9 protein-coding genes are annotated in these 12,857 nt (G+C 68.4%); 6 read left to right on the forward strand and 3 right to left on the reverse strand.

Annotation, left to right across the window (positions count from 1 at the left end):
• Positions 1 to 38: 38 nt before the first annotated feature.
• The 6 genes from adhE (at position 39) to O7606_RS07865 (ending at position 10,985) form a co-directional block, all read left to right on the forward strand.
• Complete coding sequence (gene adhE, locus O7606_RS07840; RefSeq protein ID WP_281599541.1) at positions 39 to 2,693, forward strand: bifunctional acetaldehyde-CoA/alcohol dehydrogenase; 2,655 nt, start codon at positions 39 to 41, stop codon at positions 2,691 to 2,693.
• A 188-nt stretch (positions 2,694 to 2,881) separates the two neighbouring features.
• Positions 2,882 to 5,119, forward strand: coding sequence for a formate C-acetyltransferase (gene pflB, locus O7606_RS07845; protein WP_281598404.1), 2,238 nt, complete (start codon positions 2,882 to 2,884; stop codon positions 5,117 to 5,119).
• Positions 5,119 to 5,868: a pyruvate formate-lyase-activating protein gene (pflA, locus tag O7606_RS07850; protein WP_281598405.1), complete on the forward strand. Its 750-nt coding sequence runs from the start codon at positions 5,119 to 5,121 to the stop codon at positions 5,866 to 5,868. The genes pflB and pflA overlap by 1 nt, the downstream gene beginning before the upstream one ends.
• Before the next feature lie 166 nt (positions 5,869 to 6,034).
• Positions 6,035 to 6,685 (forward strand): transposase, encoded by a 651-nt coding sequence (locus O7606_RS07855; protein ID WP_281598406.1) that lies wholly within the window; start codon positions 6,035 to 6,037, stop codon positions 6,683 to 6,685.
• A gap of 317 nt (positions 6,686 to 7,002) precedes the next feature.
• Positions 7,003 to 8,511 carry a hypothetical protein gene (locus O7606_RS07860; RefSeq protein ID WP_281598407.1) on the forward strand — a complete coding sequence of 503 codons (1,509 nt, stop codon included), beginning with the start codon at positions 7,003 to 7,005 and terminating at the stop codon, positions 8,509 to 8,511.
• Entirely contained in the window at positions 8,508 to 10,985 is a 2,478-nt protein-coding gene (locus O7606_RS07865) for a hypothetical protein (RefSeq protein ID WP_281598408.1), read from the forward strand. Before O7606_RS07860 ends, O7606_RS07865 begins: the two co-directional genes overlap by 4 nt.
• A 79-nt stretch (positions 10,986 to 11,064) precedes the next feature.
• Here O7606_RS07865 and O7606_RS07870 read toward each other — a convergent pair whose 3' ends face one another.
• The 3 genes from O7606_RS07870 to O7606_RS07885 form a co-directional block, all read right to left on the reverse strand.
• Complete coding sequence (locus tag O7606_RS07870) at positions 11,065 to 11,472, reverse strand: transposase (protein WP_281599542.1); 408 nt, start codon at positions 11,470 to 11,472, stop codon at positions 11,065 to 11,067.
• Positions 11,364 to 12,008, reverse strand: coding sequence for a transposase (locus O7606_RS07875; protein ID WP_348651137.1), 645 nt, complete (start codon positions 12,006 to 12,008; stop codon positions 11,364 to 11,366). Before O7606_RS07875 ends, O7606_RS07870 begins: the two co-directional genes overlap by 109 nt.
• 427 nt (positions 12,009 to 12,435) lie before the next feature.
• Positions 12,436 to 12,561 (reverse strand): hypothetical protein, encoded by a 126-nt coding sequence (locus tag O7606_RS07885; protein WP_281599918.1) that lies wholly within the window; start codon positions 12,559 to 12,561, stop codon positions 12,436 to 12,438.
• Positions 12,562 to 12,857: the final 296 nt, after the last annotated feature.

Genomic DNA, 12,857 nt, shown 5'->3' on the forward strand with positions numbered 1-12,857 from the left:
GCGTCGGACGGACGGCCGCCCGGTGCGGGCGCGGGCCGCTGGTCCCGTCCACGCGGGCCCATCGGCCGTGCCGCTGTCGATCGACGGAGACCTACGTTCGAGAGGACGAATCGACGGAGGGCGGAAGCATGATCGAGACCTTGGTTGAGAACGGTCTCAAGGCGTTGGCCGACTACGACTCCTACGACCAGAAACAGGTCGACGAGATCGTGAAGAAGGCGTCGGTGGCCGCGCTCGGCCGGCACGCCGCTCTCGCGATGCTGGCGGTCGAGGAGACCGGCCGCGGCGTGTTCGAGGACAAGGCGGTGAAGAACATTTTCGCCTGCGAGCACGTCACCAACCACATGGCCGACATCCGCACCGTCGGGGTGATCGCCCAGGACGACATCACGGGGATCACCCAGATCGCCGAGCCGGTCGGGGTGGTGGCCGCGGTGACGCCGGTGACCAACCCGACCTCGACCAACATCTTCAAGGCGCTGCTGGCCCTCAAGACCCGCAACCCGGTGATCTTCGCCTTTCACCCGGCGGCGCAACGTTGCAGCCAGGAGGCCGCCCGCACGGTCCGTGACGCCGCCGTCGCCGCGGGCACCCCGGCGCACTGCGTCCAGTGGATCGAGAAGCCGTCGCTGGCCGCGACGAACCACCTGATGCAGCATCCCGGTGTCTCGGTGGTCCTGGCGACCGGCGGCAACGCCATGGTCCGGGCCGCCTACTCCACCGGCAAACCGGCGCTCGGCGTCGGCGCCGGCAACGTCCCGGCGTACCTCGAGGCTTCGGCCGACGTGGCCCGCGCGGTCAACGACGTGGTGCTGTCCAAGTCGTTCGACAACGGCATGATCTGCGCCTCCGAGCAGGCCGTCATCATCGACGACGCGATCCGGCCCGCTGCCCTCGCCGAGTTCCGGCGACTGCACGCCCACGTCGCGACGCCGGAGGAGAAGTCGCTGCTGGAGAAGCTGCTCTTCGGCTCCGGAAAACTCAACCCGGACGTGGTCGGGCAGCCGGCGACCTGGATCGCCGAACACGCCGGTTTCCCGGTCGCCCCAGACACCTCGATCATCCTGGCCCCGGTCGACCGGGTCGGCCCGGCCGAGCCGCTGACCAGGGAGAAGCTCTGCCCGGTGCTCGCCCTGCTGTCGGCCACCGGCCACGACCGGGCCTTCGCCTACGCCGAGCAGATGGTCGAGCTCGACGGTCTGGGCCACAGCGCCGTGATCCACACCCGGGACGCCGAGCTGGCTGAGGCGTACGGTCGCCGGGTCAAGGCCGTCCGGATCATCTGGCACGCGCCAGCGTCGCAGGGCGGCATCGGCGACATGTACAACGCCTTCCTACCGTCGCTGACGCTGGGCTGCGGCAGCTACGGGCACAACTCGGTGTCGCACAACGTCACCGCCGTCGACCTGATCAACATCAAGCGGGTCGCCCGGCGTACGAACAATCTGCAGTGGTTCAAGGTGCCACCGAAGATCTACTTCGAGCCGAACGCGATCCGTTACCTCGCCGACATGCCCGACGTGCACCGGGTCACGGTGGTCACCGACCACACCATGACCAGGCTGGGGTACGTGGACCGCGTGCTGTCCGTGCTGCACCGCCGCCGCGCGCAGGTGGCCCTGCAGATCATCGACGACGTCGAGCCGGAGCCCAGCGTGCGCACCGTCGACCGCGGCGCCGAATTGATGCGTTCGTTCCGGCCGGACACCATCATCGCGCTCGGCGGGGGTTCGGCGATGGACGCCGCCAAGGTGATGTGGCTGCGCTACGAGCATCCCGAGGTGGTCTTCGCCGATCTGCGGGAGAAGTTCTTCGACATCCGCAAACGCGCGTTCAAGTTCCCCACCCTCGGCACGCTGGCCCAGCTCGTCTGCATCCCGACCACCTCCGGTACCGGGGCCGAGGTCACCCCGTTCGCCGTCATCACCGACACCGCGTCCGGCAAGAAGTACCCGCTCGCCGATTACGCCCTCACGCCGAGTGTGGCGATCGTCGACCCGGTGCTGGCCGCCGACCTGCCGGCGGTGGTCACGGCGGACAGCGGCTTCGACGCGCTCACCCACGCGATCGAGTCGTACGTGTCCGTATACGCCAGCGACTTCACCGACGGCCTGGCCCTGCACGCCATCCGGCTCGTCTTCGGCAACCTCGCCCGGGCCGTACGTCATGGCGCCGCAGACCCGGGGGCCCGCGAGAAGATGCACAATGCCGGGACGATCGCCGGTATGGCGTTCGGCAGCGCCTTCCTCGGCATCGTGCACGCCATGTCGCACACCCTGGGCGCGACCTTCCACGTCGCACACGGACGCACCAACGCGATCCTGCTGCCGCACGTCATCCGGTACAACGGGGCCGTGCCGAGCAAACTCACCGGCTGGCCCAAGTACGAGAGCTACCGGGCGCCGCAACGCTTCGCCGACATCGCCCGCACCCTCGGACTGTCCGCAGCGACCGACGCCGAAGCGGTCGAGGCTCTCGCGACGGCGGTCGAGAGGCTGCGGGACGAGGTTGGCATCGAACCCTCGTTCGCGGCCGCCGGCGTGGACGAGGCCGCCTTCCTCGCGGCGCTGCCGCAGCAGGCACTCAACGCGTACGAGGACCAGTGCGCACCGGCCAACCCCCGAATGCCGATGCTCGGTGACATGCAGGAACTGATGCGCGCCGCGTACTACGGACCCTCGACCACCGGCTGAGGAGACCGAGGCGCCGCTTCCGCCCGTACGCCGCCCGGAGCGGCCCGTGCTGCCGTAGACCCCCCCCACAGGGCCGACGAGATCGCGCCCACCCCTGGAGGTCCCGGACGGTCCCGACCCGTCCGGGACCTCTGGCCCTGAACCACGGGTTGTCACTCGGCGAGGCTGGAGGAGACGAAGGAGGGGCCATGGCCACCACATCCCACGAAGCCTGGCGCGGGTTCCACGGCACCGGCTGGCGCGAGACGATCGACGTCGGCGCGTTCATCCACGACAACATCGAGCCGTACACCGGCGGGCCGGAGTTCCTGGCCGGGCCGACGCACCGCACCGAGCGGATCTGGCGGCAACTGCGGCACATGTTCGTCGAGGAGTGCCGTCGCGGGGTCTACGACGTGGACACCGACACCCCGTCCACCATCACCTCGCACGAGCCGGGTTACCTCGACCAGGACGACGAGCTCATCGTGGGCCTGCAGACCAGCGCGCCGCTGCGCCGCGCGATCATGCCGAACGGCGGGCTGCGGATGGTGGAGGCCGGTCTCAAGGCGTACGGCTTCACCCTCGACCCGGCCGTGCGAGCGATCTTCAGCCGGTACCGCAAAACGCACAACGACGGCGTCTTCGACGCCTACCCGGCCGACGTGAAGGCCGCCCGCCGCTCGCACATCATCACCGGGCTGCCGGACGCGTACGGCAGGGGCCGGATCATCGGCGACTACCGGCGCGTCGCGCTGTACGGCGTGGACCGCCTGATCGCCGAGCGCCACACGGTCAAGGCGTCGCTCGACGCCCGGCTGTCGTCGGAGGACGTGATCCGCGACCGGGAGGAGCTGGCCGAGCAGATCCGGGCGCTGGAGGAGCTGCGCCTCATGGCCAGCCGGTACGGTCGCGACATCTCGGGCCCGGCGAGCACGGGCCGCGAGGCGATCCAGTGGCTGTACTTCGCCTACCTGGCGGCCACCAAGGAGCAGAACGGCGCGGCGATGTCGCTGGGTCGGACCGCCGCGTTCGTCGATGTCTACCTGCAGCGCGACATCGTCGAGGGCCGGCTCGACGAGCGGGAGGCGCAGGAGCTGGTCGACGACTTCGTCATCAAGCTGCGGATCATCCGGTTCCTGCGCACGCCCGAGTACGACCAGTTGTTCTCCGGCGATCCGACCTGGGTGACCGAGGCGCTCGGGGGGATCGGCCGCGACGGCCGACCGCTGGTCACCCGCACGAGCTTCCGCTACCTGCAGACCCTGTACAACCTGGGTCCGGCCCCGGAGCCGAACCTGACCGTACTGTGGTCGCCGGCGCTGCCCGAGGGGTTCAAGCGGTTCTGCGCCCAGGTCTCGATCGACACGAGCGCCATCCAGTACGAGAACGACGACCTGATCCGGCCCGCGTACAGCGACGACACCGCCATCGCCTGCTGTGTGTCCGCCATGCGGGTGGGCAAGGACATGCAGTTCTTCGGCGCCCGCGCCAACCTCGCCAAGGCCCTGCTGTACGCGATCAACGGCGGCCGCGACGAGATGACCGGCGAGCAGGTCTTCCTCGCCGAGCCGATCACCGCCGACGTGCTCGACTACGACGAGGTCCTGGCCGCGTACGACCGGACTCTGGACTGGCTGGCCGAGACCTACGTCGACGCGCTCAACGTCATCCACTACATGCACGACAAGTACGCCTACGAGCGCATCGAGATGGCCCTGCACGACTACCCGGCGCACCGCTTCCTCGCCACCGGCGTCGCGGGCCTGTCGGTCGCCGTGGACAGCCTGAGCGCCATCAGGCACGCCCACGTCAAGGTCCTGCGCGACGAGAACGGTCTGGCCGTCGACTACGCCGTGGACGGCGACTTCCCGGCCTTCGGCAACAACGACGACCGCGTCGACGCGATCGCCGTCGATCTGGTCGAACGATTCATGGCCAAGATCCGGCGGCAGCCCACCTACCGGGGCGCCGAGCCGTCACTCTCGGTCCTCACCATCACCTCGAACGTGGTCTACGGCACGCACACCGGCAACACGCCTGACGGACGGCGCGCGGGTGAGCCGTTCGCGCCGGGCGCGAACCCGATGAACGGCCGCGACAGGCACGGCATGGTCGCCGCCGCGCTGTCGGTCGCCAAGCTGCCGTACCGCTGCGCGCGCGACGGGATCTCGCTGACCATCACCGTCACTCCGGACGGCCTCGGCCACGCCCGCGACGAACGGATCACCAACCTCGCCGGAGTGCTCGACGGCTACACCGACAGCGGCGGCTTCCACATGAACGTCAACGTGCTGAACCGGGCGACGCTCGAAGACGCCATGGCCCACCCGGAGAAGTACCCGCAGTTGACCGTCCGGGTTTCCGGGTACGCGGTGAACTTCGTCAAGCTCACCCCCGACCAGCAGCGCGACGTCATCTCCCGGACCTTCCACGGATCGCTGTGATGACCGCCGTCACGGCGCCGGTGACCGGCTCGCTCCACTCCTTCGACGTCTCCACCGGAGTGGACGGGCCGGGCACCCGGTTCGTCGCGTTCCTGGCCGGCTGCCCGCTGCGCTGCCTCTACTGCCACAGCCCCGACACCCGGTACCGCCGTTTCGGCCGGGCCACCTCCGTCGACGACCTGCTCACCGAGATCCGCCGCTACGAACGCTTCCTGAAGGTCGCCCACGGCGGCGTCACCCTCAGCGGCGGCGAACCCCTGCAACAGCCCGCCTTCACCCGCGAGGTGCTGCGCCGCTGCAAGGAGCTGCGGTTGCACACCGCCCTGGACACCAGCGGTCTGCTCGGCGACCGCGCCGACGACGCCCTGCTCGACGCCACCGACCTGGTACTACTCGACATCAAGTCCGGCGACCCGGCCGTCTACCGGACCGTGACCCGCACCGGGAGGCTGACGCCGACCGTGCGGTTCGCGCACCGCCTGGCCGACCGTGGCGTGCCGATCTGGGTCCGTTTCGTCCTCGTGCCCGGCCTCACCGACGACCCGTTCAACGTCGACGCCGTCGCGTCCGTCGCGGCAGACGTGCCCACCGTCGAACGCGTCGAGGTGCTGCCCTTTCACCGACTGGGCGCTCAGAAGTACGCCGCCCTCGGCCTGCCGTTCCCGCTGGCGGACACGCCGCCGCCGGATGAGGCGCTGCTGCATCGGGTCCGTGGCCAGTTCCACGATCACGGGCTGACGGTGTACTGACCGGCCCGACCGCTACCCGTCTCGTCGTCGTACCGGATGGGAGCGTGCGCCAGGTCCTTACAACGGTTCGCCGGTGCCAGCCGGGCCGGGACTGCGTAGTTTCCGTGTTTGGCCTGGGTGTGGTCCGTTGGACAGGACGTCGATCCTGTCCGGGAAGGACCACGTCATGGCAGACAAGAAGCACGCTTCTCCGCTTCTGCGGCCGTCGACCGCGGAGGTGGAGTTAGCTCAGCAGTTGGTCGAGCGGGCCAAGGCCGACGGAGTCTCGTTGGTCGGGCCGGGTGGGCTCCTCGCCGGGATCACCCGCACCGTGCTCGAATCGGCCCTCGACGCGGCGCTGGGCGCCCATCTCGACGAGGCCGGTGTCGACGAGACAACCGGTCGGCGGGCCAACATCCGTAACGGGCACGGGGCGAAGACGGTGCAGACCGAGGTCGGCCCGGTGCGGATCCAGGTACCGCGGGATCGGGCCGGATCGTTCACGCCGCGAATCGTGCCGAAGCACGTTCGCCGCTTGGACGGGTTCAACGAGGCGATCCTGTCGCTGTATGCAAAGGGCCTGACGACCGGGGAGATCTCCGCGCACCTGGCGGACGTGTACGACGTCGACGTGTCCCGGGAGTTGATCAGCAGGGTCACCGACAGCGTCCTGGCCGACATGGAGGCCTGGCGGCAACGGCCCCTCGACCGGGTGTATCCGGTGGTGTTCATCGACGCGCTGGTGATGAAGATCCGCCAGGGGCACGCCCACTGCGCGTCGGTGACATCGCTGGGGTACGGCTTTCGATCACCCATGACCGGGCTAACGCCGCCATAGTCCGAAGGTCACGACCGGGATTCACGCTCTGCGGCATCGAGGGATCGCTGTTCGCGGCGCACTCGCCCAAAGATCGTCAACCAGACGCAGAGCATAGATAAACTCAAAGATCCGCGAACCGACCTTTGACAGCACCGTCTGACAGGGGCCAGCCGCCTTGGCCTGCGCCATCCGAGCCACCATTGGTACCGGAAATGCCGGAAGCTCGCGCTCTGTGTTCTGTCTGCTATCCGTCACTTCGCTGGCCATGCCCAACTGGTCTGCTTGCGTAGCGCGGTGGATCTCTTTGACCCTCCGATGATCGTGACGAAGCGCTGGTGACCGCGATGTTGGGTCCGGCGTGGACGGTCAAGCCGGACGCGCCTGAGGACACCGGCCGTCAGCCCCTTGCCGTCGAAGCCGTGATCGGGACACACGCTGCGGCGCTGATCCCTGGCGTCATCACCACCACTCCCCACGCCCGTTACCTGGCCTTGCACACCCGCCTCGCGATCGAGGCACAGCGGCGTGGCTGGACCGACAAGACCAACCTGGGACGGTTCAACGCGCTGGTCCGCCGCGCGGAAGTCGTGCTGGGCGCGGTCTCCGTGGCGCACGGGGAGGCGGACGAGGACCACCGGCTCCGGGCAGGCCCCTTCGGAGTACACGGGGTGAACACGATCAGACCGCAACTGCACCAGCAGCATGCCATCGACGTCGACCAAGTGGCCGACACGTACAGCCAGGTGCGGGGCGGCTACCTGCAGACGTACTCGGGGATCGAAGCGGTGCTCGGCCTCACCGACGGGGCACAGATTCCCCAGCCCGGACCGGCCGCCGACGCCGACCAGCTCGCCATCCTCGACGAGATCCTGAATCTTGCGGAACGGGACACACCGCTCTCCGTGGCGGACCTCAACGCCCTTCACCACCTGTGCGTATGCGCCATCGGCGATGCCCCCGACGGCGCGTGTGTACGCGACGCCTACTTCGCAGGCCCGAACGACTCCGGTGCTGCTACCACCCATCGCCGTAGCGCCGCCCTGCTCGTGGGGGCACTCACCGGGGATCAGGTCGACGGTGAATCGGTCGACATGTCCATGGACCGCTGGTGCTGCTTCCGACGAGGGTTGTCGGACCTCATGAGCGAAGACCTGCACAATCAGGCACTCGTCTGGCGTGGAGCGCTGCTGCGCAACTGGTCCGTCTGGGCATGGCGGCTGATCTGGGCGCGGTTGGTGTCGCCGCTGTCGAGCACCGGCACCCTCAACTACGCGACAGTCAAGTTCGTCCGCGCTCTTCCGGAGGTAACCGTCCGGGAAGCGCTCATCGACGGTCTCCCTCCGGTCGTCGACGACGTCGGCACCCCGCTGCCGGTCGAGCACGACCTGTACGACGAGGCGCGGGACAGCGATGACTGGACGGTGCTCGGCATGCTGCGGCTGATCGCCGTCGGCGCCAAACGCCTGGACCACCTCGACCCGGTTACCCGGAACGCCTTCACTGGTGAGGTCCCCGATGACCTGGGGCCCGGCTACGTCGCCGCCTGGCTGGCCCGCGAGGCCGACCGTCGGCTGGCGGATGCGGTCACCGACCTCGCCGGCGCGCTGTTCCACCGAGCCGAGTCGGTGAGTCGGCAGAAGATGCAGTGGACCCGGTACGGTCTGCGCCTGCCCACGCGGCTGCGTCGTGTGGGCGACCGGTGGCGTCTGGAGGGCCGGGAGGGGCGGGGCGCCGTGTCCCTACGGCTGCCCACCTTCACCAACGTCATGCAGCAGCTGGGTGTGCTCGCGCACGACGGCGACACCTGGCACCCCGGCCGGTACGCCACCGAGGTGGTTTCGTGACGGCGTGGGAGGACCTGCGGGGAGCCGCGCCACCTGCCCTGTTGCGCGGCCGGCCCGTGGCCGACGCCGAAGAGGTCCTTGTGCTCACGTACACCTGTGACCTGTCCTTCTTCGAGGACGTCTGCCTGCGGGAGGCGCAGGCCGTCCGAGCGCGCACGACTATCCTGTACGACGCCGACCGACTCACACAGAAGCCCCGCGGGAATGATTACCTGGCCCTACCGGTGGTCTGCCGGGCGGGCGGAGCCTTCCACCCGAAGCTAGTGGTGATCGCCTCCGAGGCGGATACCGTGGTGGCCATCGGCTCCGGCAATGCCACCCCATCAGGCTGGCACCACAACGCCGAGGTCTGGACGATGCTGCGTAGCGCCGACCCGACGGTGCCGCAGGTATTCCATGATCTCGCTGCCTGGCTACGGCGGCTACCCGATGCGGTCTGGATGGAGGACCTCGGCCGGGAACGTCTCGGCCGCGTTGCGGACATTCTCAGCTGCCGGCCTGCGGAAGGTGGGCCCGGCCAGCCCGTACTCGTGACGACGGCGACACGTCCGGTCATCGAGCAGCTCCCTGTGCCGAACACACTCGTCACATCTCTAGCTGTCGCCGCTCCCTTCTTCGACCCGCGGGCGGAGGCACTGCGCCGTCTGGTCGACCGCTTCGGACCCACCGCGCTGAACCTCATGCTGACCCGGGACGTCCAGTGCGATCCGGATGCTCTCGCGAAGGTGGTCAAACAGGCGACGACAGGGGTGGTCACCACTCCAGACAGCAGCCGCTACCACCACGCAAAGATCGTGGAATGGGAAACGGCCGATCGGTCGTGGGCGCTCACCGGCAGCGCCAACTGCAGCATGGCCGCCCTGGTCAAGACCATGGCCATGGGTGGGAACTGCGAACTCGGCCTACTGACCGAGACGCAGAACCCATTGATCACCGCCGTGCCCGTACAGGAAATCGATCTGGCGCGACCGGAGGACCTACACGCGCGGGAACCCGGCGAACGGGTCCGCTCGGGGATCGCACTCCGGATACTGGGAGTCCGGGTCAGCACCGAACGGGTGGAAGCCACCGCCCTCATCGAAGGTAGCCAGGCCCCGGCCTGGCTCATGGTCGACGGACTACAACTCGACCACGAGCGCAGCGACGGTCGGCTCCACCTCTACGCCGGCGTTCCGGCTCCCGACTGGTCCTTCACGATAGGCGAAACCGCCACCGTGCGCGTGGTTACGGACACCGGCGCTGAGATCCGCGATGTCGTGGTGACCGATGTGACGGCAGCGCTGTCACGTATCGACCGACCATCTCCGTTGGAACACGCATCACTGCACGTCGTCATTGCCGACCAGGCGCACCTAGCTGCGCTGTTCGACGCGCTCGCCCATCTCTCCACGGTCCGCCCGGACCGGATCGCGACCCCACAGGGCACAAGTCGGCGGCGCCGAGTGGAAGGCCGCATCACCACAGCGGTCGGGCCGGCCTTGCTGCGTTTCGCTCTGGGTATGGACCGGATCCTGCCGACGCCGGCAGACGATGACATCTTCGACGGCCTAGACAACGAGGACGACGGTCCGCAGCCTGCCCGGCAGATGGAGCCCAGGAAAACGGGAAACCCACCGCTCCGACCGGAGACCGTCGCGACGGTCCTGGACGCGCTCACGACAGGTCAACGCACACGCCTACGCCGTGAGATCGAGAGACTCGTAGACACGTCGCAGGGGTGGCCGCTGCCGGCGAAGCTGGCTGTCAGCAGACTCGTCCTGACCCTGGTCGCCGGCGGGCTCTGGGCGGACCCTGCCGACTGGTCCGACCTCCTCTACTGGCTGATGATGCAGCTCTGGACGACCGACCAGGAAGAGAGCCTGGAGGACGAGCATGCGGCCCTCGCCACGATCGGGCTGGTGGCGTTACACACCGGTCTCAACCGCGAGGCCGAGCCGGACAGCGCAATCGCCGAGAAGTTCGAGGAGTTACGACAGGCATACGCGGAGTGGACCGACTGGCTCGGCGCAGTACCTGAGGAGACGGTCCGAAGGTACGCAGCCGGCCTGAGCGGACACACCCTTGGCGCGCTGTTCGGGCAGACCGACTTCGTGGCGGAGCTCAGCTGGATCCTGAGTCGGTCAGCGCTGCAAGACGCGGTTGACCGGCTCACCGATGCCCGACTCGACAGCGGTGGCGTCGTCCGCGTAGCGGCTGGCCGAACCACCCGCCTTGCGGTCCTTGCGGCCTTGGACGTCCTGCGTGACTTCCCAGACACCCAGGTGGCGTCCGAGGCAGAGCCAGCGGTACACGGCTGGTGGAATAGGCGCCGTCTACTCCTGGTCACTCGGACCGGTGCGAACTGGCGAGCCGAGGTGTGGTCGCACCTGATGACCGGGATCGCCGCCTACTCGCGCGGGACACCGCTACCCCCGCCGAATCGGCGCTGGACGGCATCGGAACCAGATGATGCCGCCACCTCGACCAGACTCTGACCGACGGAGGTGGAGCCAAGGTTCCGGAGCGGAATCACTAAGTGCGCCTGTTGACAGGGCTAGTAGCCTGAATTCAACTTCATCGCCGACTATGCGGAGGGGGTGAACTAATGAAGGGATCGAACGACGACCGTCGCACTACCGAGATCATCGTCATCACGACGGAGTGATCGTGAACCGGGACGGCTAACCAGAATTCGATCGAGATCCCGGCACATGCCGTCGGCCGGATGGCATGTGCCGGCAACGGCTTCGATTCTCGAAGTCGGAATCGGGAGTGTCGGTTGGTGTAGCGCAGGCTGGCGCGGACGAGGTGGACGACCCACTGCTGGTGCACCGCCTGCGGCCAGACCTGTTCGATGGCGTCGGTCATGCCCTTCAACCCGTCGAAGCAGACCAGGAACACGTCCTCCACACCGCGGTTGCGCAGTTCGGTGAGGTAGCCGGCCCACTGCTTGGCGCCTTCGCCGCCGGTGCCGGCCCACATGCCGAGCACGTCGCGTTCCCGTCGAGGCTGACGCCGACCACGACGTAGACGGGCCGGTTCGCGACCTGCCCCTGCCGGATCTTCATCACGAGGGCGTCGATGAAGATCACGGGGTAGACGCGGTCGAGGGGACGTTGCCGCCAGGCTTCCATGTCGGCCAGGACGCTGTCGGTGACCCTACTGATCAGCTCTCGGGACACATCGGCGTCGTACACGTCGGCGAGGTGGGCGGAGATATCCCCGGTCGTCAGGCCCTTCGCATACAGGGACAGGATCGCCTCGTTGAACCCGTCCAGACAGCGGGCGTGCTTCGGGACGATCCTCGGGGTGAACGACCCGGCCCGGTCCCGGGGCACCTGGATCCGCACCGGCCCGACCTCGGTCGTCAACGCGCTTTCCTGCCGTTGAGCGCCCGAGCTGCTCGAACAGCGGTCACGCTCCGTGGCCGACTTCCGCGCTGTCCGCGTGTTGAACACGCTGCGGGCCCTGCGCGCTGGAGCCCGCCGGCCGCGGCCGAGCACCCTCCCCGTGGCCACGGCCGGCAGTGGCCTTCACTTTTCCGCGCGCCCGCCGACCTGGTGGTCCCCAGCTCGATCGGCCGGTGGCCCGGCGTCGACGTCCGCGACCCCGGCCGACGTCTCGGCGGCTACCTGGTCAGCCCCGGCTCGGTCGTCGACGGACGGCCATACGCGATCAAGCTGGACCTACCGATCGCGCCGCTTCCCCACTGGCTGGCCGCCCGCCTCACCAGCCGGCCGCCGTCCGGCCCGACGCCCTGTAACCGGAGAGGATCTCCCGTGCCTGAGCAGCCCTCCACCGAGGAATCCCCGACCAGGGCCCCGGAGCGCATCAATGCCGCCGCCCGGAGCATCCTCGCTGACCGCGCCGAGCGGACCCTCGCGCTCTGGAAACCACGGCAGTCGAGCCCGGCGACGAGCGAGCCATCACCACCCGGCTCGCCGACTACGCCAGCCGGGTCCGCCACCACGAGACGCCCGAGATGGAGGCGGCCACCGACACGCTTCCTGCCGTGGACGGGGACGTGGACAACCGGATCAGCAGGGGCCAGTTCACCGGTCCGGTGGTCATGGCCCGAGACCTGGAGCAGGTAAGCGCCACCGGTGATCCGGCACCCGATCCGGCCGTGGGACCGATCGCCGCTGACGATCAAATCTATCCAAGCCCCTGGCGTCTCCGACATCCTTGAGCGCCTTGGTGCCGTATGGGATGGGCGTTCCGCACCCGCAGAACACGACGATGCAGATGGATGACAAACCTGGTTGCCGGCCCGGATAAATGGGGGGGTTTCGGGGGGAGGTTCTTCAAAACTTTATAGAAGAACGTAAAAGCCCTGACCAGGTTTCCGCTGGTCAGGGCTTTTCTTG

Source organism: Micromonospora sp. WMMD882, assembly GCF_027497255.1.
Taxonomy (GTDB): domain Bacteria; phylum Actinomycetota; class Actinomycetes; order Mycobacteriales; family Micromonosporaceae; genus Micromonospora.